Source organism: Hwangdonia sp., assembly GCF_048381975.1.
GTDB classification, from domain to species: Bacteria; Bacteroidota; Bacteroidia; order Flavobacteriales; family Flavobacteriaceae; genus Hwangdonia; species Hwangdonia seohaensis.
Genome location: NZ_JBLWYT010000001.1, coordinates 816,585 through 842,717 on the forward strand (window position 1 = coordinate 816,585; position 26,133 = coordinate 842,717).

24 protein-coding genes are annotated in these 26,133 nt (G+C 36.9%); 10 read left to right on the forward strand and 14 right to left on the reverse strand.

Annotated elements, in window-relative coordinates:
• Window positions 1-4: 4 nt before the first annotated feature.
• The 14 genes from ACN5J7_RS03550 to miaB all read right to left on the reverse strand — a co-directional run bounded on the left by ACN5J7_RS03550 (window position 5) and on the right by miaB (window position 14,187).
• The gene (locus ACN5J7_RS03550; protein WP_311939696.1) at window positions 5-1,219 is read right to left on the reverse strand and encodes an RsmB/NOP family class I SAM-dependent RNA methyltransferase; all 1,215 of its coding nucleotides are present in this window, start codon (window positions 1,217-1,219) and stop codon (window positions 5-7) included.
• A gap of 180 nt (window positions 1,220-1,399) precedes the next feature.
• Window positions 1,400-2,599 carry a hypothetical protein gene (locus ACN5J7_RS03555; protein ID WP_418602772.1) on the reverse strand — a complete coding sequence of 400 codons (1,200 nt, stop codon included), beginning with the start codon at window positions 2,597-2,599 and terminating at the stop codon, window positions 1,400-1,402.
• A gap of 6 nt (window positions 2,600-2,605) precedes the next feature.
• Window positions 2,606-3,427: a type 1 glutamine amidotransferase gene (locus ACN5J7_RS03560; RefSeq protein ID WP_418602773.1), complete on the reverse strand. Its 822-nt coding sequence runs from the start codon at window positions 3,425-3,427 to the stop codon at window positions 2,606-2,608.
• Window positions 3,428-3,437: 10 nt separating this feature from the next.
• Complete coding sequence (locus ACN5J7_RS03565; protein ID WP_311939703.1) at window positions 3,438-4,535, reverse strand: carboxylate-amine ligase; 1,098 nt, start codon at window positions 4,533-4,535, stop codon at window positions 3,438-3,440.
• 8 nt (window positions 4,536-4,543) lie between these two features.
• Window positions 4,544-5,518: an ATP-grasp domain-containing protein gene (locus ACN5J7_RS03570; RefSeq protein WP_418602775.1), complete on the reverse strand. Its 975-nt coding sequence runs from the start codon at window positions 5,516-5,518 to the stop codon at window positions 4,544-4,546.
• Window positions 5,519-5,539: 21 nt separating this feature from the next.
• Window positions 5,540-6,244, reverse strand: coding sequence for an esterase family protein (locus ACN5J7_RS03575; RefSeq protein ID WP_418602776.1), 705 nt, complete (start codon window positions 6,242-6,244; stop codon window positions 5,540-5,542).
• A 169-nt stretch (window positions 6,245-6,413) separates the two neighbouring features.
• Complete coding sequence (locus ACN5J7_RS03580) at window positions 6,414-7,058, reverse strand: DUF6090 family protein (RefSeq protein WP_418602778.1); 645 nt, start codon at window positions 7,056-7,058, stop codon at window positions 6,414-6,416.
• 118 nt (window positions 7,059-7,176) lie between these two features.
• Window positions 7,177-8,808 (reverse strand): chaperonin GroEL, encoded by a 1,632-nt coding sequence (gene groL / locus ACN5J7_RS03585; protein ID WP_418602779.1) that lies wholly within the window; start codon window positions 8,806-8,808, stop codon window positions 7,177-7,179.
• Between the two features lie 125 nt (window positions 8,809-8,933).
• Complete coding sequence (locus ACN5J7_RS03590) at window positions 8,934-9,209, reverse strand: co-chaperone GroES (protein ID WP_311939713.1); 276 nt, start codon at window positions 9,207-9,209, stop codon at window positions 8,934-8,936.
• Between the two features lie 145 nt (window positions 9,210-9,354).
• Window positions 9,355-9,717, reverse strand: coding sequence for a preprotein translocase subunit SecG (gene secG, locus ACN5J7_RS03595; RefSeq protein WP_311939715.1), 363 nt, complete (start codon window positions 9,715-9,717; stop codon window positions 9,355-9,357).
• Window positions 9,717-10,652 (reverse strand): hypothetical protein, encoded by a 936-nt coding sequence (locus ACN5J7_RS03600; protein WP_418602782.1) that lies wholly within the window; start codon window positions 10,650-10,652, stop codon window positions 9,717-9,719. Before ACN5J7_RS03600 ends, secG begins: the two co-directional genes overlap by 1 nt.
• A gap of 93 nt (window positions 10,653-10,745) precedes the next feature.
• Entirely contained in the window at window positions 10,746-11,249 is a 504-nt protein-coding gene (gene lptE / locus ACN5J7_RS03605) for an LPS assembly lipoprotein LptE (RefSeq protein ID WP_418602783.1), read from the reverse strand.
• A 131-nt stretch (window positions 11,250-11,380) separates the two neighbouring features.
• A complete protein-coding gene (locus tag ACN5J7_RS03610) occupies window positions 11,381-12,649 on the reverse strand; it encodes a sigma-54 dependent transcriptional regulator (RefSeq protein ID WP_311939721.1) in 1,269 nt (422 codons plus the stop codon).
• An 89-nt stretch (window positions 12,650-12,738) separates the two neighbouring features.
• Window positions 12,739-14,187, reverse strand: coding sequence for a tRNA (N6-isopentenyl adenosine(37)-C2)-methylthiotransferase MiaB (miaB, locus tag ACN5J7_RS03615; RefSeq protein ID WP_418602784.1), 1,449 nt, complete (start codon window positions 14,185-14,187; stop codon window positions 12,739-12,741).
• 146 nt (window positions 14,188-14,333) lie between these two features.
• Between miaB and ACN5J7_RS03620 the strand changes: the two genes are divergently transcribed.
• The 10 genes from ACN5J7_RS03620 (at window position 14,334) to gldM (ending at window position 26,106) form a co-directional block, all read left to right on the forward strand.
• Complete coding sequence (locus ACN5J7_RS03620) at window positions 14,334-15,023, forward strand: hypothetical protein (protein ID WP_418602786.1); 690 nt, start codon at window positions 14,334-14,336, stop codon at window positions 15,021-15,023.
• 57 nt (window positions 15,024-15,080) lie between these two features.
• Window positions 15,081-15,476, forward strand: a complete 396-nt coding sequence (locus ACN5J7_RS03625) for a hypothetical protein (RefSeq protein WP_418602788.1) — start codon at window positions 15,081-15,083, stop codon at window positions 15,474-15,476.
• Window positions 15,477-15,504: 28 nt separating this feature from the next.
• Window positions 15,505-16,758, forward strand: coding sequence for an LVIVD repeat-containing protein (locus tag ACN5J7_RS03630; RefSeq protein ID WP_418602789.1), 1,254 nt, complete (start codon window positions 15,505-15,507; stop codon window positions 16,756-16,758).
• Between the two features lie 124 nt (window positions 16,759-16,882).
• Window positions 16,883-17,653, forward strand: a complete 771-nt coding sequence (locus ACN5J7_RS03635; RefSeq protein ID WP_418602791.1) for a hypothetical protein — start codon at window positions 16,883-16,885, stop codon at window positions 17,651-17,653.
• Between the two features lie 22 nt (window positions 17,654-17,675).
• Entirely contained in the window at window positions 17,676-18,443 is a 768-nt protein-coding gene (locus tag ACN5J7_RS03640; RefSeq protein ID WP_418602792.1) for a hypothetical protein, read from the forward strand.
• Window positions 18,444-18,579: 136 nt separating this feature from the next.
• A complete protein-coding gene (gene topA, locus ACN5J7_RS03645; RefSeq protein WP_311939736.1) occupies window positions 18,580-21,084 on the forward strand; it encodes a type I DNA topoisomerase in 2,505 nt (834 codons plus the stop codon).
• A gap of 3 nt (window positions 21,085-21,087) precedes the next feature.
• Window positions 21,088-22,254 carry a formimidoylglutamase gene (locus ACN5J7_RS03650; protein WP_311939739.1) on the forward strand — a complete coding sequence of 389 codons (1,167 nt, stop codon included), beginning with the start codon at window positions 21,088-21,090 and terminating at the stop codon, window positions 22,252-22,254.
• A gap of 157 nt (window positions 22,255-22,411) precedes the next feature.
• A complete protein-coding gene (gene gldK / locus ACN5J7_RS03655; RefSeq protein WP_311939741.1) occupies window positions 22,412-23,782 on the forward strand; it encodes a gliding motility lipoprotein GldK in 1,371 nt (456 codons plus the stop codon).
• Between the two features lie 78 nt (window positions 23,783-23,860).
• Complete coding sequence (gene gldL, locus ACN5J7_RS03660) at window positions 23,861-24,496, forward strand: gliding motility protein GldL (protein ID WP_311939742.1); 636 nt, start codon at window positions 23,861-23,863, stop codon at window positions 24,494-24,496.
• 47 nt (window positions 24,497-24,543) lie between these two features.
• The gene (gene gldM, locus ACN5J7_RS03665) at window positions 24,544-26,106 is read left to right on the forward strand and encodes a gliding motility protein GldM (RefSeq protein WP_418602796.1); all 1,563 of its coding nucleotides are present in this window, start codon (window positions 24,544-24,546) and stop codon (window positions 26,104-26,106) included.
• The last annotated feature ends 27 nt before the right edge of the window (window positions 26,107-26,133 follow it).

Genomic DNA, 26,133 nt, shown 5'->3' on the forward strand with positions numbered 1-26,133 from the left:
AAGATTAGTTTTTTCTTTCTAAAAGCGCCATATAAAAACCATCAAACCCAGATTTATGGGCCAACACTTTTTTGTCTTTTATAAAGATAAAACTTTTTCCGGCATCGGAAGTTAAAAATTTATCAACTTGTTTCTGATTTTCAGAAGGTAATACCGAACATGTCGCGTAAACCATTTGTCCGCCTACTTTTACCATTTTTGAATATTGCTGTAAAATATCTTGCTGCGTGGTTTTTATTTTTTCGATAAATTCGGGTTGTAATTTCCATTTGGCATCGGGGTTTCTACGCAGCACGCCCAAGCCCGAACAAGGGGCATCAATTAAAACACGATCGGCTTTATCATACAGTTTTTTTATGACTTTTGTCGATTCAATGGTACGGTTTTCAATGTTATGTGCACCGTTTCGTTTGGCACGTCGTTTTAATTCGTTGAGTTTGTTTTCGTAAATATCCAAGGCTATAATTTGACCTTTGTTTTCCATTAAGGATGCAATATGCAAGGTTTTTCCGCCGGCTCCAGCGCAAGCATCAACCACGCGCATACCGGGTTTTACATTTAAAAACTCAGCCACTAATTGCGACGAGGCATCCTGTACTTCGAAATGCCCTTTTTTAAACGCTTCGGTAGAAAATACGTTAGCACGTTCTTTAAGTTTTAATGCGCTTGGGTAATTATCTAAAAATTCGGTTTCAATATCCAAATCGAATAATTCGGTTTGAAGTTTTTCCTTGGTGGTTTTAAGCGTGTTTACCCTTAAAATAACATCGGCCTGTTCGTTTAAAGCCGTAATTTCCTTAGTCCAAACGGCATCGCCTAATTCTTTGCGCCCCATGTCGTCCATCCAATCGGGAATAGAAGCTGCGAATTTTCTAATTTTAGACAACTCATCAAAACGCCCTTTAATTTTACGCAAAGGGGTGCCCTCAAAATATTTCCAATCGGGCAGTTTTATGCCTTTTAGGGTCGCCCAAACAGCAAACATGCGCCACAAATTATCTCTGTCAAACGGTTCTTTTACATCAGCTATTTCGGCGTATAAACGCTTCCATCTAACAATATCGTAAGTGGTTTCGGCAACAAAACCCCTGTCGCGCGCGCCCCAACGTTTATCGCGTTTTAAAAGTTGCTGAATAACTTTATCGGCATACTTTCCTTCGTTAAAAATTAGGGTTAAACCATCAATAACCGCAAAGCTTAAATTTCTGTGTAATCGCATCGTGTGTAAATAAGGCTGCAAAGGTACGTTAAAAGTTTATGTGTTTAAAAATAATACCTATGGATTAGCTTTTTGTGAAGATAAAGAAGTTGAATATGGCTTTAAAAAACAACAAAGAAATCGCTAAACTGTTTAACAGCATGTGAATTTTGAAAATTAATTTTGAACGGAATTGAAAATTTATGACAGTTCAAAAAAACCAGTGCTGCCGCCCACCCAGGTTTTATCTTTATTGTATTTAACACCAATCATTTCGCCTTTGCTTAAACGCACCAGATTACTAACAATTTTAGTGGTATTCTCTTTTTCGCAATGTAGCAACATCATGCGTATTTCGCATTTTGCAGGCACGTCCAGAGTTTTTATAATAGGATGATAAGCCACTTTTTCTTGTAACAAATAATTGGATTTGTCTTTAATTTGGTCAATCATTTCTCGTGTTACGTGTATTTGAACTCCGGCACCAGCAAAAGAATAGAGCGGTTTTAAAACATAGTTTTCCAAATCTTTAGGAATGCTTTCCAATTGATTTAGATAATAGGATTTTGGCACATAATCGCCTTTTAACAAAGGCATGGTGTATTTGCTAATCCTGAAAAACCAATTGGGATGTCCAATCCATTCAATATCAACTTCATCTTTAAAATCGAATTCGCGTTTTAAATCGTCACGCTGATTCAATTCATCAAAAATAATACGGTTATAAATTTTTAAAACCTGAATTTCTTTACCTTCATCATTTAAATAAAACAGTTTTTTGCCTTTTTTAATCAACTTGCTAATGCACAAAACCTTAATGCCCAACAGGTTTGCGGTACAATAAAAATCGATGGCAGTGGCTTGTTTTTCGGGTTCTATTTCCAATAAAATAACTTGATTGGGATCGGTGTCTCCAACGATTTCCGTACGTAACAACTCGACAAACTCAAGTGAGCTGATACCGGTTGGATGTATGGAAAGGTGTTGTGGAATATCATAATGTTTTTGATACATGGATTCTAAAAGATGCTGAAAACAGTACAGCGATGGAAACCCCTGTAACTCGATAAGCTTGGGTGTTGGCGTGCCATGTTCGTCTAAACAAATTCCGAAATCCAGTTGCACGAACTTTGAGTGCTCGTCTTCGTTGGGTACTTTGTTTTTTTTATCGAAAAAAGCACCTTCGGTTAAGGCTTTAAAATTGGGTTGATTGATAACCGACATAATATCGTTGCAAGCATCAACCAAACGTTTTTTTAAGTCGTTTGGAATAAATATAGGCGTTTCGGCAATTTTGAATGGTGCCGTATAATCAAATTTTTGATTGATACCATTCAATAAAGCTCGATACGTTTCTTCTTTAAAATTACTATTAAATGCTTTACGATATTTTTCTATCATTTCAACCTAAGATATTACGAGTTGTTGCTTGTTCTGTTTAATGGCCAAACGAATAAATGTTGGTAAAATATGGGCATACGTTTTAATGATTTTGTCTGGGTCGTCCATTCTTTCCATCATTCTTTTGTATTTGGCTTCACCAAAATTGGTAATTACAATTTGTTTATTGATATCTTCTGAAAAATGGGCCTGCATCCCGATAGGGTCTGCTTCGGGATGAAATTGGGTGCCCACAAATTCTTTAGAAAACCGAACCGCCATAATTGCACGTTCGTACTCTACGTGTGTTCGTATTTTTTCGAGACTCAATATGGATGCACCGTGCTCTTTAAAGACTTTTAAACGTGGTTGCACAAGCTGCCAATCGCGAGAATCTACGGCATAATACGGGTCGTTGAGTCCTTCCAAAAGAACATCTTTTTTTCCTGCCGCCGTTTTATGAATTGGTAAAATACCAAACGATGTGCTTTTGCGTGGTTTTAATTCGCCCAATTCAAAATAATGGCACACCACTTGAAAGGAGTAGCATATAAAAAACACGTGCTTTTTTTGGCTGTAGGATTTTAGGTTAAAATCCCAAAGCTGTTGTACTAAATTTAAGTAGGGTTGCCTCCAAGCGCCTTCTTCTAAAGGGCTATCGGGTCCACCACTTGAGATATAAATATCAAAATTTAAATCGGGCAATTCATTTTTTGCCCTAACGTTAAAAACTTGGTAATCTACATCGTTGTTAAACGATTTAACAATATCAACAATACAACGCAAACCTTGATTGGGTTCATCGTTGTTCATGTCTAAAATTGCTAATTTTACTTTTTCATTCTGCATTATCATAATTTTAATCTGTGCCAAAAATAGTTTGTTCTATGATATAATCTACTACTTTGGTTAAATCTTTTGTTTCGTTAAAAACGGCAAGCTGCCTATCGGCACCCGTACCTGTTTTCATTATATTTCTTATATTTTCTATGTCTTTTCTCGAACCTAATTCATCAACAACGTCGTCAACAAAATCCAATAATTCTTCAATAAGCAGTCGTGTTTCAACTTCACATTCTTTACCAAAATCTATCATTTTACCATCTAAACCATAACGGCCTGCACGCCATTTGTTTTCATTGATTAATGCTCTGTGATAAGTGATGAAATTTAAGTTTTGCATTTTCAATTTATAGAGTTTTGCAACAATAGCTTGAATTAATGCGGCAATGCTTATGGTTTCGTCGATAGACATTGGGACGTCGCAGATACGTACTTCCAGTGTTGGATAGGTAGGATGAATTCTAATATCCCACCATATTTTTTTAGGATTATCGATGCACTTCGTTTTTACCAACAGGTTTATATAGTTTTCGTAATCTGTTAAATTGTCAAACACGCCGGGGATTCCGGTTCTTGGGAATTTATCGAATACTTTAGATCGAAACGACTTAAACCCAGTGTTTCTGCCTTCCCAAAACGGTGAGTTTGTCGAAAGGGCATACAAATGCGGTAAAAAATAGCGCATGGCATTGGTAAGGTGAAGCGCCAATGCTTTGTTTTCTATACCAATATGCACGTGAAGTCCAAAAATTAAATTGGAACGTGCCGTATCTTGAAGCTCGTTTACAATTTCATCGTAACGCGGATTGGGCGTAATAAGTTGTTTTTCCCATTCTGAAAAGGGATGTGTCCCCGCGGCTCCAATTCTAAAACCTAAACCTTTGGCAATATCCGAAATGGATTTGCGTAAAAGCTTAATTTCAGCCCTGGCTTCGGTAACGTTTTTACACACATTGGTGCCCACTTCTACAACCGCTTGGTGCATTTCGGCCTTAACTTGCTCGTCTAAAACCTTTTCGGCTTCAACAACAATTTGCTGGTCGTGGGAAACCAATTCTCTAGTTACAGGGTCTATAACTTGGTATTCTTCTTCTATGCCTAATGTAAAATCCATGGACACAATTATTTAAGTGGTGTTTTTTTACCGGTAATCTGATTTTTAACAAAAGTACCCCATGTTAAATTCATTTTTCCCTTTTTGTATTGTTTCGCTTTTTCAATCGCCATATTTGCAGCATTTTCAACAATCCAATCAAAATTTTCTTGTCCCACCGAATGGATGTCTGCATCTGGCGCTGGATTACAAAAATCGATAGCGTAAGGAACGCCGTCTCTAATGGCGAACTCAACGGTATTGAAATCGTAGCCTAAGGCTTTGTTTAACCGAATACAATATTTTTCAACCAGGTCTAACGTGTCTTGTTTTACGGGAGGTCCATCAATAACATAGCGTAAATGGTGCGGGTTGCGCGGTTCGTATTGCATAATATGAACCTTATCGGTATTTAAAACATAGCACCTAAAATACTCGGTAAAGTTGATTTCTTCTTGCAACATCATGACCAAATTTTCGGTTTCACCATGTTTTGTCCATAAATCTTCTGGACTTTCAACACGGTAAACGCTTTTCCAACCACCGCCATCGTGGGGTTTCATGTAAGCAGGAAAGCCAACGGTTTCAAACATTTTCTCCCAGTTAAAAGGGAATTTCATGTTTCTAAATGAGTTTTCATCGGTATCGGGTGGCCTGTGTGAAGTTGGTAATATAAAGGTTTTTGGCACCGGAACTCCAACTTTTTCGGCCAGGGCATTATTGAAAAACTTTTCGTCGGCACTCCACCAAAACGGATTGTTAATTACAGCGGTTCCTGTAATGGCAGCGTTTTTTAAAAAGGCTCTGTAAAACGGAACATCTTGTGAAATCCTATCAATAATTACAGCATATTCGTCTGATTTGGCCTGCTCAACAGTTTCAATTAAAACCGCTTCGGCAATCATGTTTTTAATGCCTTGATCTTTAATTTTTTCGTTTACACGATCAATAAATGCCTGTGGAAATGTGTTTTCCTGCCCAAATAAAATACCAATTTTTCTCATAAAATTATTGTTAGTAGTTAGTTATATTTTTGATAAATAGTGCGGAAACATTTGTCTCCAAATCGGCCAATCGTGTTCTGCCCATTTACGTTCGTCAAACCAAAACGGGATGTTTTTATCGCTCAATATTTTAGCCATTTCTTTATTGGATTCCAAACAGATATCCCATTCGCCCACGCCAAGGATAATTTTCATTTTCCAAAGATCGGGATGATTGGCACCCGGTAAAAAATCTACAGGATTATTAAAAAATACATTGTCATCGTAATAACCATCTAAAAAAGATTTAATATCAAACGACCCACTTAAACTAAACATGTGGCTTACCTTATCGGGATGTTTAAAGGCGAAGTTTGCCGCCTGATAGCCGCCAAAACTTACGCCGGCAACTGCAACTTTGGCTAGCCCTTTTTCGTTGCAAATGGGATTTACTATTTCGTTTAGCATAAACTCGTCAAACCAAATGTGGTTTTTTACCCGATCGGCGGGATGAATACCTTTATTGTACCAACTTAACTCGTTAATGCTGTCCGGACAATAAATTTGGACCAAGCCTTCTTCTAAAAACCACCTTACGGATTCAATGAGTTTAAAATCTTTACATTCGTAGTAACGGCCCGAGGTTGTTGGAAATAAAACGAGTGGATACCCTGCATGACCAAACACGAGCATTTCGGTGTCTTTACTTAAAGTAGGGGAGTACCATTTATGATATTCTTCTTTCAATAGATTGATTTTTAGTTAGATAAAAATTAAAGCCCGCGAAAATACAATTTATTATAATAGCTGCGGAATTTATTTTTATTATTAAATATAAGTATTAAATAATTAGCTTTCAACAAGATAGTTTTTTTTTGAAAGTTTTAAATTATTTGAATGCTTTTTTTAAGACTGTTTAAATTTTATTTAAAACAGTCAACAAGCTATCACAGCTTTTAATGCCTCGTTCTGTGGCACTTTTTTTAATGATGAGCGAACCACTCATGCTTTGCAAAATATTTTTAAAAAGCTTTTCGTCCTTTAATCCGGATTCGCCTTTTCTCATGGCGCCAAAATCCATATTGAATACCATGTAATTTCCTAAATAGTCTTTGTGGATTATTTCTTGTCTTTCGTAATCCTTTAAAATGGACTTATAATTAGAATAGTGTTCTTCGATAGCGGTCTTTAATCCAAAATCATCAATGAGTTTAAAATCGCCCGAGTTTATCATCGTTTGATAGGTGATGTCTTTTGGGTAAAACTCTGTTAAATTGAATACGTTGAATATTTTATAAATCGATTTTCCGCTTGCGGGAGTACCCGTATCCAATAAAGGAATCACCTCGTTTATGGTTTTAATTTTGGTATCGATGGCATCGGAATTGTTTTTTAGATGTTGTTTGTCAATTTCAACATCACTTTTAATGTTTTCTAAATATTGCTTTTTTAAGGCATCGTTTTTTTGAATTTCAGCGCACTTGTTCATGCTAAATGCAATGGAAATTCCAACGATGACAATGAGTATTTCGCCAATAGCATACTTAAACTGTTTTTTCATTTTTGATTAGTTTGTTTAAAGCTATGAAAATTTGGGCAATAAAAAACGCCTCAAAATCAATTGAAGCGTTTTTTTGATACTGAAAAAGTATCTATTATGATATAACAGTGTTCTCGATTTACATCATTCCTGGCATACCGCCGCCGCCCATTGGAGGCATAGCAGGGGCATCTTCTTTAATGTCGATTAAAGCACACTCGGTTGTTAAAATCATTCCAGCCACCGATGCCGCATTTTCCAATGCAATACGCGTTACTTTTTTAGGATCGATAATACCCGCTTTAAGCATGTCTACAAAAGTTTCAGATTTGGCATCGTATCCAAAGTCTTTTTTACCTTCTAAAACCTTGTTGATTACCACACTGCCTTCGCCACCTGCGTTTTCAACAATGGTGCGTAAAGGCGATTCAATAGCACGTGCTACAATTTGGATTCCTGTAACTTCATCAAGATTTTCGGTTGTGATTTTTTGTAAAACCGATATGGCTCTTACCAAAGCAACACCACCTCCGGCAACAATGCCTTCTTCAACGGCGGCTCTAGTGGCATGCAACGCATCGTCAACACGGTCTTTCTTTTCTTTCATTTCCACCTCACTGGCAGCGCCAACATAAAGTACCGCAACACCGCCAGCTAATTTCGCTAAACGCTCTTGTAGTTTTTCTTTATCGTAATCTGAAGTTGTGGTTTCAATCTGCGATTTAATTTGATTAACTCGCGCTTTGATGTCTTTGGCATTACCTGCACCATTTACAATGGTTGTATTGTCTTTATCAACAGTTACGGTTTCAGCCGTACCCAACATGCTTAAATCTGCATTTTCCAAAGTAAATCCTCTTTCTTCAGAAATTACGGTTCCACCGGTTAAAATAGCAATATCTTCAAGCATCGCTTTACGTCTGTCGCCAAAACCTGGTGCTTTTACAGCAGCAATTTTTAGTCCACCACGTAATTTATTAACTACTAAAGTGGCTAAAGCTTGTCCGTCTACATCCTCAGCAATAATCAATAACGGGCGACCAGATTGTGCCACAGGCTCTAAAATTGGAAGAATTTCCTGTAAGTTGGAAATCTTTTTATCGAACAATAAAATGTACGGATTTTCTAAATCGGCAATCATTTTATCAGCATCGGTTACAAAGTACGGAGATAAGTAACCTCTATCGAATTGCATCCCTTCAACAACATCAACATAAGTGTCCATGCCTTTGGCTTCTTCAACGGTAATAACACCTTCTTTACCAACTTTACCAAAAGCTTTCGCTATTAATTCGCCAATAGTGTCGTCGTTATTTGCTGAAATAGCAGCCACTTGTTTTATTTTTTCAGAAGAATTACCAACTTGCTTAGATTGTTTTTCCAAATCTTTGGTAATAGCAGCAACAGCTTTATCGATACCGCGTTTTAAATCCATAGGATTTGCTCCGGCAGCTACGTTTTTTAAACCTTCTTTTACAATAGCTTGAGCTAAAACGGTAGCGGTAGTTGTTCCGTCACCAGCCAAATCGTTGGTTTTGCTCGCTACTTCCTTAACCATTTGTGCACCCATGTTTTCGTGTGCGTTTTCTAGTTCGATTTCTTTTGCAACCGTAACACCATCTTTGGTAACCTGTGGTGCTCCGAAAGATTTACTAATAATAACGTTACGTCCTTTTGGGCCTAAAGTTACCTTTACTGCATTTGCCAATGCGTCAACACCGCGTTTTAATCCGTCGCGTGCATCAATATCAAATTTTATGTCTTTTGCCATAATGAAAAATTTTGTTTAAAATTTTTAAAACTCAATGCTCAAATCTTAAATTCCAAAGTTGGAAAATGATTGTTTTGAATGAGATTTTATTGGATTTTGTTTTTTTAATTTATTGGAATTTGCAATTAAACAATTGCTAGGATATCGCTTTCGCGCATAATTAAATAATCTTTACCTTCTAGCTTAAGCTCTGTTCCTGCATATTTACCATATAAAACAGTGTCGCCAACTTTTACGGTAATAGGTTCGTCCTTTGTGCCTTTTCCAGCGGCTACTACTTTTCCTTTTTGTGGTTTTTCTTTAGCGTTATCCGGAATAATAATTCCCGATGCTGTTTTTGTCTCAGCAGGTGCAGGTTCTATAACAACGCGGTCTGCTAATGGTTTAATGTTTAAGCTCATTTTGATATTTTGTTTTTAATTAATTAAATTATGTTTAACGCCTTAGCGTTATGCTAAAAATGTGCCAATACTTTTTAACTGACAAACTTGCAGAAACAAAAAATGCCAACTGGTTGAGTTGGCATTTTTTTACAGCAATATTGAATTACTGCGCTGTATCTTTTGCTGTTGCCGGAGCATCATTATTTGTGGTTTGTAACGGTGTTGCAGATGGTAATGGCTGCGATGTTGTAGCATCGGCATCTAAAGCTTTAGAATCTAAAGTTTCTCCACCTCTGCTAATGGCCACGTTAGACACTAAAATTAAAACCAATAACAATGTTGCCAAAGTCCATGTGCTTTTGTCTAAAAAGTCGGTTGTCTTTTTTACACCACCTAATTGCTGTGTGCCACCGCCTCCAAACGACGACGATAACCCGCCACCTTTTGGGTTTTGTACCATAATTACTACTACTAGTAAAAATGCTACCACTACGATTAATGCTAAAAATATTGTAAACGTACTCATTATTCTTTATTATTTTGTTCTTGTAATTGTTCTACTGCCTTAATTTGGTTTGCAAAGAAACTACTTTTTTCTGGATATTTCAAACTTAAAATGTTGTAAGATTGAATTGCTTTTTTATAGTTTTTTTGCTCGACGTAAATCCGTGCTAAAGTCTCGGTCATTAAAGCTTCGGGCTGTATCATTTGCGCTTTGGCCAGATTGCCTTTTGAAGTGGACGTTTTAGTTGGATTTATTTTTGGGTTTTGGGTGATAAACTTATCGATTAATTCGAATTTCTTAGCCTTTTCGGTTTTATCTGAAACGCTTTTTTCGTCTTTATCAAAATTGGTTTTTTCTCTTTTGATTGGTTTAAAACGCGTTAATTTTAACCACTCGTTAAACGAATGGCTTTCTCTTTTATCAAATTGAAGCGGTTTTCCTAAATTTAAAATATCGGTGACCGAGGCTTCTTGTGTTTTGGTAGCTTCCGTAACGTTTTCAATAAGCTCCGAATCATCTAAAACAAACGCTTTTTTGGGACGCTCTTCTTTAGGCTGAAACAACGCGGGGTCTAAAACGCCATCGGTATCTTTAATTTGTTGTTTTAAGGCATCATCAATAGCCACGCTCTTGTTTATGGAAATATCTTCAACCGTAACATCGATAGCTTTTAAATGCGCCGTGTTTTGTTTGATGAATTGCGATATTTCATTTTGGATAAATGTTTCGGAGGTTATAAAATCGAATAAAATACTCCTGTCCACGGTATAAGCGGCAGTGGTTTTAAGCTCTTGGTTGTATTTAAAACTGCTTTGGTCTTTTAAACCTTTAAGGTACACCGCGCGAGCCGATTGAAAAAACGGGAATTCATCAATGATGGATTTTATGGCTTCGGTTTGCTCATGCGATATGGCTTGAGGGTTTTGAAGGACATATGTAAAATCTGTTTGATTCATTGAAAATTTACTTTTTAGTTGGGTGATTTCGAGAACCTCAATCACCGATAACTTAATGTTTAATTTAAAAAACGGTAGCTGAGACTATCGAAGCTACCATTTAGCCAAGGTTGCATTAATTATGTCTTGCGTTAAGCGTTCAAAAATTTCCTCATGAGCGGTTGCTTTTTGAGCACCAACAAGTTGTGCGTTGGCCGGATAATCATAAAAGAACGAAAAGCTTTGATCTACATTATCTTCTTCGTTATTGGTATTGTAAAACCTAATTTTTACACCAACGGTTAATCGGTTTTGTGCCGCTTTGTTATCCGATGTCGCTGTGGTGGGAGAGATTCTGTAGGTTGTAATTTCGCCTTCGTAAACTAAATCGGCATTAGACGTTTCCAATTTATAATTGGTTTGATCTACTATTTTGTCTTGTAATGCTCTTTGAAAATCTTGATCTAATCCAGGTTCAAACAATAAGGCGCTATTTTCAATACGATTTACCTGAAAAGTATCGGCTTTTATCGAACTGGGTTGCGTAAATCCATAAAAACCACAAGACTGAAATGATATGGCCGCCAATAGTATAAAGATGTATTTTATGTGTTTCATTTTAATTTCCAAATTTTTTTACACTTCGACTGCGCTCAGTGTGATACTATGGGTTTTGTTTTTAAAACGATGACTTTTTTATATTGTTGTAATTTTCAATTGCTTACAGAAAACTGCGACTGCCCGCGCGTTTAAAGATCATATTGTTTAATCTTTCGGTATAAGGTGCGTTCACTGATGCCCAATTCGGCTGCCGCTAATTTACGTTTTCCTTGATGACGTTCAAGCGATTTTTTTATTAATTCCAATTCTTTGTCGTGTAGCGATAAGGTTTCCTCTTCTTCAATTTCTTCGGCAAAGTGGTATTTGTCCTGCTTACTTGAGCTTTCGCCCTTCACATTTGAATGCTCGGGAATCGATATCACTTCAGTTTCTGTTAAGGCTTCTTCGTAATCTGTTTCGGTGTCATCATCATCGCCATAAATTTTTTGAATTAAACTGCCGTGGTCCTTTTCAACATCTTTAATGTTGCCATTTTTCATGAGTTCCATGGTGAGTTTTTTCAAATCGTTTAAATCACTTTTCATATCAAAAAGGACTTTATACAAAATTTCGCGCTCGCTACTAAAATCGCTTTCGGCTTTAGTTGTTTTAACAATGGCCGGTAAATTGCTGCCCGATGTTGGTAAATAACTTTTTAGTACTTCGGCGGTAATGATACGGTTTTCCTCTAAAACGGACACTTGCTCTGCGACGTTGCGTAATTGACGAATATTACCGTTCCAACGGTGTTTTAATAAAACCTGAATGGCATTATCGGTTAATTTTACCGTTGGCATTTTGTATTTTAATGCGAAATCGCTGGCAAATTTCCTGAACAACAAATGAATGTCTTCTTGACGCTCGCGCAATGGTGGTAAATGAATATCTACGGTACTTAATCTATAATATAAATCTTCGCGAAATTTTTCTTTTTGAATAGACTGAAACATATTCGCGTTGGTGGCCGCCACAATACGTACATCGGTTTTTTGAACTTTGCTGGAGCCTACTTTTATAAATTCGCCATTTTCCAAAACACGCAACAAACGCACTTGGGTGGTTAGTGGGAGCTCGCCAACCTCGTCTAAAAATATAGTACCGCCGTCGGCCACTTCAAAATAACCGCTTCGGGTTTGTGTGGCACCTGTAAATGCCCCTTTTTCATGCCCAAAAAGCTCACTGTCAATGGTGCCTTCCGGAATGGCACCACAGTTTACCGCAATGTATTTATTGTGTTTTCTGTGCGATAATTGATGTATAATTTTAGGAATACTTTCCTTACCAACCCCAGATTCGCCAGTTACTAAAACCGAAATATCTGTGGGCGCCACTTGTATCGCTTTTTCGATAGCGCGATTAAGTGCAGTTGTATTGCCTATAATGCCAAAACGTTGTTTTATTGCTTGAACGGATTCCATATTTTGTCATTCCTGCGTAGGCAGGAATCTGTTTAATTAAACTTTATTTTAAAATTGTGGATTCCTGCTTGCGCAGGAATGACAGCTTGTTAATTGTTTTTACTTAGCTCAGCAGCCTCTCCAATTAAAGTAGCACTCGTACAATCTGTAACCTTTACGTTTACAAAATCTCCAACCTTAAAATCTTCTTTTGGAAACACACAAACTATGTTTTGCGGTGTGCGACCAGACCATTGTGCATCCGATTTTTTTGATTCTTTTTCAATCAATACCTCTACCGTGGTGTTGAGCCATTCTTTGGTTCTTATTTCACTGTGTTCGCGTTGTAAATCTACAATGTCTTGCAGCCTTCGTTTTTTTGTGGCTTCGGTAACATCATCATCCATATTACGGCCTGCCATAGTTCCGGGGCGTTCGGAATAAGTAAACATATAGCCAAAGTTATATTTTACGTATTCCATTAACGAAACGGTATCTTGAAAATCGGCTTCGGTTTCGGTTGGAAAACCAACAATCATATCCTGACTTATAGCACAATTTGGGATCATTCTGCGGATATTGTCAATCAGCTCCATATATTCCTCACGGGTATGCAAACGGTTCATCGCTTTTAAAATACGGTCGCTTCCGCTTTGCACCGGTAAATGAATGTGGTTGCAAATATTATCGTATTTCGCCATGGTTTCAATTACATCCAACGTTAAATCTTGTGGGTTTGAGGTTGAAAAACGAATACGCATTTTAGGTTGTGCTTTGGCACAAAGTTCTAATAACTTTGAAAAGTTTACGGCCGTGGCTTTTTGTAAATCGCTCGCTTTTGTAAAATCTTTTTTAAGGCCGCCGCCATACCATAGATAACTATCTACATTTTGCCCAAGTAAGGTAATTTCTTTATAGCCTTTGTTCCATAAATCGTTAACTTCTTCAATAATACTTTGTGGGTCTCGGCTGCGTTCGCGACCGCGCGTAAACGGTACCACGCAAAACGTACACATATTATCGCAACCACGTGTAATCGATACAAAGGCCGTTACACCATTGGAGTTTAAACGTACTGGTGAAATATCGCCATAAGTTTCTTCTTTTGAAAGGATTACGTTTATGGCGTCTCTACCTTCGTCAACTTCAGCCAATAGGTTGGGTAAATCTTTATACGCATCGGGGCCAACTACTAAATCTACAATTTTTTCTTCTTCTAAAAATTTGGTTTTTAAGCGTTCTGCCATACAGCCTAAAACGCCTACTTTCATTTTTGGGTTATGGTCCCGTTTTACAGCGTTGTATTTTTCTAAACGTTTGCGAACGGTTTGTTCTGCCTTGTCACGAATGGAGCAGGTGTTTACCAAAACCAAATCGGCTTCCTCTAAACTATGGGTAGTATTAAAACCTTCATTGGTTAAAATAGAAGCCACGATTTCGCTGTCGCTAAAATTCATGGCACATCCATAACTTTCAATAAAAAGCTTACGTGTATTTTCTTTTTTTTGTTCTAAAACCAAAGATTGGCCTTGTTTGTTTTCGTCTATTATCTTTTCCATAATTAATTCCTGCCTCTATCGCTGTCAATAAGTGTGCAAAGATACAACTTATTTTTATTTTAGTGACACAATGTCATGTTATTTTGTGTTAAAAATAACGCAACCTTTTAGCGAATAATGCATCTTTAAAATAAATGTTGAAAATTATGAAAATCAAAGCTCTTTTTTTATTCGCACTCTTAATTTTGGCTTGTGATAGCAGCGAGAATGTTATTCCAGATCCCGATAATTTATTGGTAGGTAGTTGGGTTGAACCCAGTTATAGTGAAGAACAAACCGTTTTTAAAAGAGCTGCAGCTTTACCCCAAAATGCTTCTGGTATTATGTTTAAGGCCAATGGAGATTTTGTTGAACGCTCTTCGGGATGGTGCGGTACACCGCCTTTAACCTATTCCGATTATAATGGCAAATGGGATTTGGAAAACACCTTGGTTACCATAACCCAAGAATTTTATCCCATAAATTATGCATGGCGTATTATATCGGTGAGTGAAACGGAATTGATTGTAGAAAGAGAACTGACCGAGCAGGAAAAAGACCACCAGAAATTAATGGAATTGTATAATGAGATTTACGATTTGAGCATAAGCGTATCGTGTACTAATGCAGAAGATTGGACCTTTACGGCTTATGGTTCTAAAGCTTGCGGTGGCCCACAAGGGTTTATGGCCTATTCAAATCAGATTGATACCGATGTGTTTTTACAAAAAATTGAAGCGTATAATGCCGCTGAAAACGCATACAATATAAAATGGGAGATTGTCTCGACCTGCGATGTGCCGCAACAACCAAAAGGCGTGACGTGTCAAAACGGATTCCCCCTATTAACCTACTAAAATAACTTCGATATGATTAAAAAATTGCTGTTTTTCGTTTTGATTTGCTTCTGTTTTATGAATACACAATGTGAAGATGAGAACGATGATTTATATAATGGTGCGTGCGATTTTGTAACTATCGTAGATAAATCTGAATACGACAATTTAGAATCGGCAAATTTTAAATTGAGTAATGCAGAAATCACTGGAGATTGCTTAACAGTTACTGTAAGTGCTTCAGGATGTAGTACCGATAATTGGGGTTTTAATTTGGTAGATTCTGGTGCAATAGCCGAATCATCTCCAGAGCAACGCTATTTAAAGTTTCAATTGATTAACAATGAAGTTTGTTTGGCTTATTTTGAAAAAACCATTTCCTTCAATTTAAAGCCTTTGCAAATTGATAATAGTGTAAATGAGGTCATTCTGCATATTGAAGGTTTGGAGTCTTCATTAAATTATACGTATTAAATAAAAAATCAACTATATAAAAAATACCATGAAATTAAAATTCCTTTTATTAAGCCTCATCTTTTTCGGCATGATGTCCTGTGATAAAGATAACATTGAATACGAGTTTGTTAAAGTTGCAACACCAGAATTAATGAGCAAAACAGCATTTAGAAATTCTGTAAAAGCCGAAACGCCCATTGAAATAAAAGAGGCCGGAAAAATTTATGCCTACAGCAACTTCATTTTTATAAACGAAGTAAACAAAGGCATCCACGTTTTAGATAACACCGACCCGAAAAATCCAGTGGCTAAAACCTTTATTAACATACCTGGAAATGTAGATATAGCCGTGAAAGATAATCATCTGTTCGCCGATAGCTCGATTGATTTGGTGGTTTTTGATATTTCCGATATTAATAATATAACAAAAACAACAACCTTGGAAGATATGTTTTTGCCCATGCCCAATTATGATTTCCCAGAAGGTGTTCAAGCTGTTAGTTATATGGATTATGACGCCAACGAGCATATTATTGTTGGGTGGTCGGCGGTTTTAGAGCGTCGCGAAGTTGGCAAGCACCCAGGTTATTATGGGCCTTATTTTGACTTGGCAAATTCTAACTTTGCACCCAGCGCCGAATCCAACACCGGAACAGGAGGCTCATTGGCGCGCTTCCAAATCGTAAATAATTATTTGTACACTGTTGGAGAATCTAAAATGAAAACCTTTAATATTAGTAATTTGTCGCAACCCGCTTTTGAGAACGCGATTAACGCTGGCATTAATATTGAAACCATGTTTTACGCCGATAATCATTTGTATTTAGGCAGCACCAGGGGTATGTATATTTATAGTTTAGCAAATCCATCTTTACCGGAATATGTCTCAGAATTTGTGCATTGGGAAAGCTGCGACCCCGTTGTTGTTGATGGCGATTACGCTTATGTTACGCTAAGAGGCGGTAATTTGTGCGGTCAACAGGAAAGCGTTCTGGAAGTTATTGATATCAGCGATAAAACACAACCAACCCTAGCAGCAAGATATGGCTTAGAAAACCCTTATGGTTTAGGGATAAAAGGCCACATGCTTTTTGTTTGCGATGGTACGGCAGGGTTAAAACTGTTTGATAAATCGGATCCGTTAAATATTGAAATGGCTAAGTCGTTTAACGACATTCATGCCACCGATGTTATTCCTTTAGAAAACACGTTAATCATGATTGGCGGTGAAACCTTGTATCAATACGCGTATGGCAGTAATAATGATGTAACGTTAATAAGTACTTATTCGTTGAATTAAATAGGGCTTAAAATAGAATAAAAAAATCCTGCTTTTCAGCGGGATTTTTTTTGTTAAAAGTATATTGTTATATATTGCTGAAAAATTTCTTTTTAAACCTTAACCAAATACTGTTTCAACCAAAATGAATTCATTTCCCCAATTAGAAGAAAAGATAAACCATGCCAAAAGTTTGGATTTTGGCGACATAATTTCCGCATCAATTGATTTGTTCAAACACGTTTGGCTAAAAGGTTTTTTAGCAATCTTATTTTTAATGATTGGTGGTTTTGTTATTGCTTTTACGTTTTCGTTAATTGGATTGGCTCCAGAAAATTACCTGTTTGAAAACGGATTTGAAATGGAATCGTTTTTAACCTTCTATTCGGCAAATGCCCTTTATAGTGTGCCACAATCTATTTTAGCAAGTACGCTAACCATTGCCTTTTTATCGGCATTTTACAGAATATGCAAGAATTTTGTTTTAGGAAAGGATGAAGGCGATGATTATTTTTATTTTTTTAAAAAGGAATATTTTAGCAAAGTATTTATGCTCGGGTTAATTTATACAGGTATTTCAACACTTGCACAACTACTGTTTTTAATACCATATATATATGTGCTGGTGCCGCTATCTTATTTTTCAATCATATTTGCCAATAATCCAAATTTAACCGAAGGCGAAATTGTTAAAGCCAGCTTTAAGCTTGGTAATAAAAAATGGCTGATTACATTTGGAGCTATGTTTGTTACCGGCATTTTAGGAATGTTGGGGCTTTTGGCCTGCGGAATTGGTTTGTTCTTTACCATATCAATTGCTTGTTTGCCTGTGTTTTTTATTTACAAAGAGGTTATTGGTTTTGAGGAAATTCATGAAATAGACCAAATAGGAATGGGCGACGAATCAAATTATTAAACTAACCATAAAACTAAAATAAATGAATACTATGAACACATTGTTGCAAAAAATTGAAAATGCCAAAGATTTGGATTTTGGCGATATTTTCGGTAAATCGATTGAGCTTTTTAAAAAGGTTTGGGTACAAGGTTTGGTAATGCTCTTACTAACAATGGTATTGATGATACCTATATATTTAATTACATTTTTACCCATGATGGCAATAGGGTTTATAGATCCAGAAGCCATGCAACAGGGGCAAGAGCCAAATTGGGCGCTGCTTATACCTTTTTATCTCATTACGATAGTATTTAGTTTTTTTGCCATGATTATTGCTTTTGGGTTAAAATCTGCTTTTTACAGAATTTGTAAAATAAAAGATTTAAATGAAGCCGGATCCGACGATTACTTTTACTTCTTTAAAAAACCCTATTTAGGCAAAACAATAAAATTAGCGGCCATGACTTTCGGAATTAGCCTGATTGCAACACTCCTTTGTGTACTGCCTATTTTTTATGTTATGGTGCCCATCGCACTAATCAATGTCATTTATGCGTTTAACCCGGATTTAACCGCTTCCGATATTGTAAAAATTGGATTTAAGTTGGGAAATAAAAAGTGGCTAATAACCTTTGGGCTGCTTATTATATCTAGTATTTTGGCTCAATTGGTTGGAATGATTATGTGTTTTATTGGGGTGTTCGTCACCGCATCTTTTGCATATTTACCAGCGTATTTTGTGTACAAGGAATCCGTAGGTTTTAACGAAACAAGTGCTATTGAAGAAATAGGAACAACCGTAGAATAAATTTTAAAACAACCGTAAAAGCCTGTGTTTATGCATAAAAATACAGGCTTTTTTTATGAATTAAATCACAGATTATCCATAAAAAGTTACAGATAAACTTTTTTTCATATACATTTGTAGCTTCAAAAAATCAAGTATGGCGAAGAATTTAGTAATTGTTGAGTCACCGGCAAAAGCAAAAACCATTGAAAAATTTTTAGGAAAAGATTTTAAAGTGGAATCGAGCTTTGGGCATATCGCCGATTTACCTTCAAAGGAATTGGGCGTTAATGTTGATGGTGATTTTAAACCAAAATACGAAGTTTCCAAAGATAAAAAAGCAGTTGTAAAAAAGCTGAAAGACTTAGCTAAAAAAGCAGAAATGGTTTGGTTGGCAAGTGATGAAGATCGTGAGGGTGAGGCCATAGCATGGCATTTAGCAGAGGCTTTAAAGCTGGATAAAGAAAAAACCAAACGTATCGTTTTTCACGAAATTACTAAAACGGCCATTCAACGTGCTATTGATAATCCACGAGGTATCGATTACGATTTGGTCGATGCGCAACAAGCCCGCCGTGTGTTAGACAGAATTGTGGGTTACGAGCTCTCTCCCGTGCTTTGGCGTAAGGTAAAGGGCGGTTTGTCGGCAGGTCGTGTGCAATCCGTTTCAGTGCGGTTAATTGTTGAGAAGGAACGGGAAATCCAAGAGTTTAAACCGGTAGCGTCTTATAGGATTGATGCCGAATTTTCAAACGAAGACGGTCAAACCTTTAAGGCCAAATTACCTAAGAATTTTTCAACTAAAGCAGAAGCCCAAAAATTCTTGGAAAAAAATGCTTCAGCAGATTTTAAGGTAGCCGATTTACAAAAAAAACCAGCTAAAAAATCACCTGCAGCACCATTTACAACGTCTACATTACAACAGGAAGCCTCGCGTAAATTATATTTTTCGGTAAGCAAAACCATGACGATGGCACAACGCCTTTACGAAGCCGGTTTAATTACTTATATGAGAACCGATAGCGTGAATTTATCCGACGAGGCCAGAAAGGGCGCAGAAGCAGAAATTAAGGCAGCCTTTGGCAATAAATACAGTAAACCAAGAAATTATAAAGGCAAAGCAAAAGGCGCACAGGAAGCACATGAGGCCATTCGTCCAACAAATTTTGCAACACATGCCGTTGATATAGATTACGACCAAGCCAGATTGTACGATTTAATTTGGAAACGCGCCATCGCCTCGCAAATGAGCGAAGCAGAATTGGAGCGTACCAATGTAAAAATTAGCGCTTCAACGCATAAAGAAGCCTTTACGGCAAACGGAGAAGTAATCACTTTTGATGGGTTTTTAAAAGTGTATTTAGAAGGTACAGATGATGAAGATGTCGAGCAAGAAGGTATGCTGCCGGCAATGAAAACCAACGAGACTTTGCTCAACAATTACATTACCGCAACCCAGCGCTATACGCGTCCGCCAGCGAGATATACCGAAGCTTCTTTGGTTAAAAAATTAGAAGAATTGGGTATTGGCCGTCCATCTACTTATGCACCAACCATTTCAACCATTCAAAATAGAAATTATGTTGAGAAAGGTACGGTTGAAGGCGAAGCGCGAAACTATACGCAGCTAACTCTTAAAAACGGAAACGTAAAAGATAAAACGCTTACTGAGAAAGTGGGCTCCGATAAAGGGAAACTCGTTCCAACAGATATAGGAATGATTGTAACCGACTTTTTGGTGAATCATTTTGAACATATATTAGACTATAATTTTACAGCAAAAGTTGAAGAAGATTTTGATGACATTGCTGAAGGGAAAGTAGATTGGACTAAAATGATGAAAGATTTTTATAAAGATTTTCATCCCACAGTTGAAGATGTTCAAGAAAATGCCGATAGGGAATCCGGAGAGCGTGTTTTAGGAAAAGACCCCAAAACAGGCAAACAAGTAAGTGTGCGCTTGGGTAAATTTGGCCCCATGGTACAAATAGGTACGGTTGATGACGAAGAAAAACCACAATTTGCAAGCCTAAGCCCCGACCAACAATTAAATACCATTACTTACGACGAAGCCATGGATTTATTCCAGCTTCCAAAAGATTTAGGAACTTTTGAAGGTGAAGACGTGCAAGTTAATAACGGCCGTTATGGCCCTTATGTAAAACACGGCGACGTATTTGTATCGTTACCAAAAGGCACCGATCCGTTAAGCGTAGAGCTGGACGATGCCATTGTTTTAATTAAGGAAAAGCAAAAAGCCGATGCACCAATATATATGTATAAAGATTTGCCGGTGCAAAAAGGTAAAGGGCGTTTTGGGCCATTTATTAAATGGAACAATATGTTTATTAACGTGAACAAAAAGTACGATTGGGATAATTTATCAGATGATGATATTGTTGAATTGATTGAAACCAAAATTCAAAAAGAAATAGATAAAGTCATCCATAATTGGGAAGAAGAAGGCATTCGTGTTGAAAAAGCACGTTGGGGAAGACACAACGTTATAAAAGGAAAAATAAAGGTAGAATTGGTAAAAACCATTGATGTGTCAGACATGACATTGGAAGAAGCCAAGGCCTTGATTGAAGCTAAAACACCCAAGAAAAAACCAGCAAAAAAGAAAGCAACCAAGAAAAAAACAACGGCTAAAAAGAAATAATTTATGAACTTTAATTTTCTCGCACCTGTTTCAGATTTGGTTGTAGCACATAACGAGTTACTTTCATCACAGGCTTTAGGACGGAAATTACGAATTCATTCTGCTCAAAATGGTATCCCCGATTTAGATGGTGTTGATATTGCTATTCTCGGTGTTTTAGAAAATAGAAATGACGTTAATTATATAGGTGAAGAATTTCAGCTTAACGAAATCAGAAAATCACTTTACGCACTTTTCCCCGGTAGTTGGAACACCACGGTTGCCGATTTAGGTAATATCAATAAGGGCGAAAGTGTTGAAGATACTTATTTTGCATTAAAAGAAGCCATTACCATATTGGTAAAAAAGAATATTATTCCACTTATATTGGGTGGCTCACAAGATTTAACCTATGCCAATTACAGGGCTTACGATGCCTTGATACCTATGGTTAATATCGTAAATGTAGATAGTAAGTTTAATTTAGGAGATTCGGCAAAACCCATAAAAAACAACAGTTTTGTGGGCAAGATTATTTTAGACGAACCCTACAACCTGTTTAATTACGCCACCATTGGCTATCAAACTTATTTTAATTCGCAAGAGGAAATCGATTTGATGGACAAACTGTATTTCGAATCGTATAGATTAGGTCAGGTGTCGAACGATATAACCATTGTGGAGCCCGTCCTGCGCGATGCCAATATTGTAAGCATCGATTTAAGTGCGGTAAAAGCGTCAGAGCTTAGCACAAACCAAAAGTTTTCACCCAATGGCTTAGATGGTAAGGAAATTTGTGCCATTGCACGTTATGCGGGTATAAGTAATAAGGTGTCGTCGTTCGGTATTTACGAATATAAGCCATCAAAGGACGATGAGATTACATCGCTGTTAATTGCCCAAATGATTTGGTATTTTATTGAGGGTGTTAACTTTAGAGTGAAGGATGATGATTTCTCAAACGAAAAGAACTATCAAAAATTCATTACTTTAGTGGATGAGCAAGAACTGGTATTTTACAAGAGTGTGAAAACCGGCAGATGGTGGATTGAGATTCCTTTTTTATCAGAAGTCAATAATAAATTAAAAAGGCATACGTTATTACCTTGCATGCATCAGGATTATATAGATGCCTGCAAAAATATGGTGCCAGAACGTTGGTATAAAGCATTTCAAAAGAATTGTGTCTAATAGACAAAGTATGGTCAAACTGTTTATTTTGTCGGTGAAATGTAATTTTTTCACGATGAAATGTAATTTTTTTGTAAAAAAAGTTGTTTTTTAAAAAATATATAAATATGTTTACGCTCTCGAATATGAAGCTTAAATAATTAACCTCGAGTTTTCTATGGATATGAAGAAGTTTATTTTATTAACCGCAGTATTAACATTACTAGCTAGTTGTGGCTCTAAAGATAGAGGGGAATTAGTTGGTGTTAAAGGTAAAAAATGGCACCCAGAAAAGCCGTATGGGATGGAACTTATTCCTGGTGGCGCATTTATAATGGGTAAAGCCGACGACGATCTTGCCGGAATACATGATGCTCCTGCAAAAACAGTAACTGTTAGAGCGCTTTACATGGACGCTACCGAAATCACCAATAGTGAGTACCGACAATTTGTTAATTGGGTAAGAGATTCTATAGTAAGAATGAAACTTGCTGTTTTGGCCGATGAGGTTGGAAAAATTCCAGAAGATGGAGGTATTGGAGAGTATGCGTTTAAAGATGCCGATACTGCAAACATGTCGGTTTACGAAAAATACATGTTCGAAAACTACACCGGTTTAGGACCAACAGGTTATGAAGGAAGAAAAATAAATCACGATGTCGATTTAATTTTTGATACCGCTGAATACCCAGATGAGTATTACACCGAAGTGATGGATACCATGTATTTGCCTCTAGAGGAGTCTTACAATGGGCAGCGTACTTGGGATGTTAAAAAGTTTAAGTTCCAATATAGCCACATGGATATCCAAGAAGCCGCTAGAAACAGAGGTGTAAAACGTAAAGACGTTATCATTAAAGAAGAAATTGAGGTTTACCCAGATACAACCGTTTGGATTAGAGATTTTGCTTATTCGTATAACGAGCCTATGCATAACGATTATTTTTGGCACGATGCCTATAGCGAATATCCAGTTGTAGGTTTAACTTGGAAACAAGCCAAGGCCTTTTGCGAGTGGAGAACCATTAACAAAAATGCTTACCAGAAATCTAAAGGGGCAGCCTTTGTTAATAGATTCAGATTACCATCTGAAGCAGAATGGGAGTATGCCGCTAGAGGTGGGCTGCAAGCCGCAACATATCCTTGGGGAGGCCCTTATACAAAAAGTGACAGAGGATGTTTTATGGCAAACTTTAAACCCGTTCGTGGCGATTATGCAGCAGATCAAGCGTTGTACACCGTAGAAGCCAAATCTTATGAGCCAAACGATTATAACTTATATAATATGGCCGGTAATGTTTCAGAATGGGTAAATGCATCTTACGATCCAAACTCATACGAGTACACATCAACAATTAATCCAAGTGTAAACGATAATAACAATCAACGTAAAGTTGTTAGGGGCGGTTCTTGGAAAGATGTAGCTTACTTTTTACAGGTAAGTACGAGAGATTACGAATATGCAGATTCTGCAAGAAGTTATATAGGTTTCAGAACAGTGCAAGATTACATGGGGACACAAGTAACAAGAAACGCTGGAAACAGATAAATATTAAATCAAATCAATAATAATAACTATTAATTAACCTACTTAAGTAATACTACTTAAAATTAAAAACCGAAAATTATGGCACAGTCAAAAGCAAGTAAAAGATTTATGAATATGGCTTACGGATTAGGAGCATCAATTGTAATAGTTGGCGCCCTGTTCAAAATTATTCACTTTGAAATAGGTCCTTTAACAGGTAACGTTATGTTAACCTTAGGCCTTGTAACCGAAGCAATTATTTTTGCAATATCAGCATTCGAACCCGTAGACGACGATTTAGATTGGTCGTTGGTGTACCCAGAATTAGCTGGTGGAACGTCAAGCGCAAAAGAAAAAGAAAACCCACAAGGGTTGTTGTCTAAAAAATTAGACGAATTATTAAAAGACGCCAAAATTGATGGCGAATTAATGGCTAGTTTAGGCGATAGCATTAAAAACTTTGAAGGTGCTGCAAAAAACATATCTTCAACTGTAGATTCTGTTGAGGCTACTAAAAAGTATGGCGAAGAGTTAACCCTTGCTGCTGCACAAATGGAGTCTTTAAACAGTTTATACAAAGTACAGTTGGAAAGCATCAATAAACAAGCAGCTATTAACGAAGAATCTGTAGAAAATGCTGCTAAATTAAAAGAGCAAATGCAATCTTTAGCGTCAAACTTATCGTCGTTAAACGGCGTATACGGTGGTATGTTAACTGCAATGAACAAAAACTAATTAGGGGGTTAACCCAAATTAATAATTAACCAAAAACCTAATTAGACATGGCAGGAGGAAATTTATCACCACGACAGAAAATGATTAATCTGATGTATTTAATATTTATAGCGATGCTAGCTTTAAATATGTCGAAAGAAGTGCTTTCAGCCTTCGGATTAATGAACGAAAGACTTGTAGAATCTAACGAAGCCGCCGAGGCACGTAACAATAGTTTTGTAGCAAGTTTAAACCTAAAGGCAGAAGAGCAGCCTGATAAGTATCTGCCTTTAAAGGCCGATGCTGAAAATTTGCATAAGTTGGCTACTGATTTTGATTCGTATTTATCAGAATTAAAAACAAAAATGACTTCTACGGTCGATGATCCTACCGATTATGAAATTATGGATAAAGGTGATTACCTAGACCAAAATTTCTTTAAAGGCGATAAGCTAAAACCAGAAGGACAGGAGTTTTTAAGCCAAATAAATACCTTTAGAGAAGGTGTAGTAGCTTTGTTAGAGGATAAAAAAGGAATGGAAAACGTTATTAAGGACGTTAAGGAGAAGTTCAATACCGATCAAGAAATAAACAGGGACGGTATAAAAGTAGATTGGTTGGATTACCACTACAAAGGATTTCCTTTAGTGGCATCTTTAACTAAAATGACACAGCTTCAAGCCGATATTAAAACGACTGAATCTGAAGTTTTAGGTAACATGTTACAAGGGACACTTTCAAGTGAGGTGTCCATGACCAACTATACAACATTAATGGAAACAACAAAATCGGCTTATTTTAACGGTGAGCAGTTTGATGGACAAATTGTGTTAGGTCGTAAAGATGCTTCTACTAAACCTACTAGAGTAGAATTAACTTTAGATGGCAGACCGTTATCTGAAAACCAATATTCTATTGAAGATGGTAAAGTAAAGTTGAAGATAGGAACTGGTGGTGTAGGCGAGCATAAAATTGAGGGTAAATTAATTTTTGCCCAAGATGGCGAGGAAATTGAAGTTCCTGTAAACTCATCTTTCGCAACCGTTGCTAAACCAAATGCGGCAACCATTTCAGCAGATAAAATGAATGTGGTGTATAGAGGTGTTAAAAACCCAATGACCATTTCATTTGCTGGTATTCCTGATAACAAAGTAACTGCAAGCGCTCAAGGTTTATCAAGAGGTTCTGGTAGTAGCTATGTAATGGATGCTACAAGAATTAAAGGTAGAGAAGTTACTATTAACGTTACCGGTACATTACCGGATGGCGGTAAAGTTAGCGATAACGCAAAATTCAGAATTAAAGATTTACCAAAACCAACAGGTACGGTAAGAGGTGAAGATGGAGCATTAAAAATGCAACGTAACAGTCTTGAAATATCGACTATTGGCGCTAAATTTGACGATTTCGATTTCGAATTGCCTTTGCGTGTTACAGGCTTTAAATTTAAAGTTCCTGGACAACCCACAATAAATGTTAGTGGAAACAAGTTAGATAGTAGAGCAAAAGGTGCTTTACGTAAAGCTAAACGTGGTTCTGGAGTTCAAATATTCGATATTGAAGCTAAAGCCAGTGGTGTTAGCGTGATACTAAAAAAGGTATCTCCGGTATTTGTTGAGCTTACAAACTAGATAAAACCATTAGGGATAATTTTATTT

Coding starts and splice junctions, on each gene's coding strand:
- ACN5J7_RS03550 (WP_311939696.1), bottom strand. CDS start 1,219: ATGCGATTACACAGAAATTTAAGCTTTGCGGTTATTGATGGTTTAACC.
- ACN5J7_RS03555 (WP_418602772.1), bottom strand. CDS start 2,599: ATGATAGAAAAATATCGTAAAGCATTTAATAGTAATTTTAAAGAAGAA.
- ACN5J7_RS03560 (WP_418602773.1), bottom strand. CDS start 3,427: ATGCAGAATGAAAAAGTAAAATTAGCAATTTTAGACATGAACAACGAT.
- ACN5J7_RS03565 (WP_311939703.1), bottom strand. CDS start 4,535: ATGGATTTTACATTAGGCATAGAAGAAGAATACCAAGTTATAGACCCT.
- ACN5J7_RS03570 (WP_418602775.1), bottom strand. CDS start 5,518: ATGAGAAAAATTGGTATTTTATTTGGGCAGGAAAACACATTTCCACAG.
- ACN5J7_RS03580 (WP_418602778.1), bottom strand. CDS start 7,058: ATGAAAAAACAGTTTAAGTATGCTATTGGCGAAATACTCATTGTCATC.
- groL (WP_418602779.1), bottom strand. CDS start 8,808: ATGGCAAAAGACATAAAATTTGATATTGATGCACGCGACGGATTAAAA.
- ACN5J7_RS03590 (WP_311939713.1), bottom strand. CDS start 9,209: ATGAGCTTAAACATTAAACCATTAGCAGACCGCGTTGTTATAGAACCT.
- secG (WP_311939715.1), bottom strand. CDS start 9,717: ATGAGTACGTTTACAATATTTTTAGCATTAATCGTAGTGGTAGCATTT.
- ACN5J7_RS03600 (WP_418602782.1), bottom strand. CDS start 10,652: ATGAATCAAACAGATTTTACATATGTCCTTCAAAACCCTCAAGCCATA.
- lptE (WP_418602783.1), bottom strand. CDS start 11,249: ATGAAACACATAAAATACATCTTTATACTATTGGCGGCCATATCATTT.
- ACN5J7_RS03610 (WP_311939721.1), bottom strand. CDS start 12,649: ATGGAATCCGTTCAAGCAATAAAACAACGTTTTGGCATTATAGGCAAT.
- miaB (WP_418602784.1), bottom strand. CDS start 14,187: ATGGAAAAGATAATAGACGAAAACAAACAAGGCCAATCTTTGGTTTTA.
- ACN5J7_RS03620 (WP_418602786.1), top strand. CDS start 14,334: ATGAAAATCAAAGCTCTTTTTTTATTCGCACTCTTAATTTTGGCTTGT.
- ACN5J7_RS03625 (WP_418602788.1), top strand. CDS start 15,081: ATGAATACACAATGTGAAGATGAGAACGATGATTTATATAATGGTGCG.
- ACN5J7_RS03630 (WP_418602789.1), top strand. CDS start 15,505: ATGAAATTAAAATTCCTTTTATTAAGCCTCATCTTTTTCGGCATGATG.
- ACN5J7_RS03635 (WP_418602791.1), top strand. CDS start 16,883: ATGAATTCATTTCCCCAATTAGAAGAAAAGATAAACCATGCCAAAAGT.
- ACN5J7_RS03640 (WP_418602792.1), top strand. CDS start 17,676: ATGAATACTATGAACACATTGTTGCAAAAAATTGAAAATGCCAAAGAT.
- topA (WP_311939736.1), top strand. CDS start 18,580: ATGGCGAAGAATTTAGTAATTGTTGAGTCACCGGCAAAAGCAAAAACC.
- ACN5J7_RS03650 (WP_311939739.1), top strand. CDS start 21,088: ATGAACTTTAATTTTCTCGCACCTGTTTCAGATTTGGTTGTAGCACAT.
- gldK (WP_311939741.1), top strand. CDS start 22,412: ATGGATATGAAGAAGTTTATTTTATTAACCGCAGTATTAACATTACTA.
- gldL (WP_311939742.1), top strand. CDS start 23,861: ATGGCACAGTCAAAAGCAAGTAAAAGATTTATGAATATGGCTTACGGA.
- gldM (WP_418602796.1), top strand. CDS start 24,544: ATGGCAGGAGGAAATTTATCACCACGACAGAAAATGATTAATCTGATG.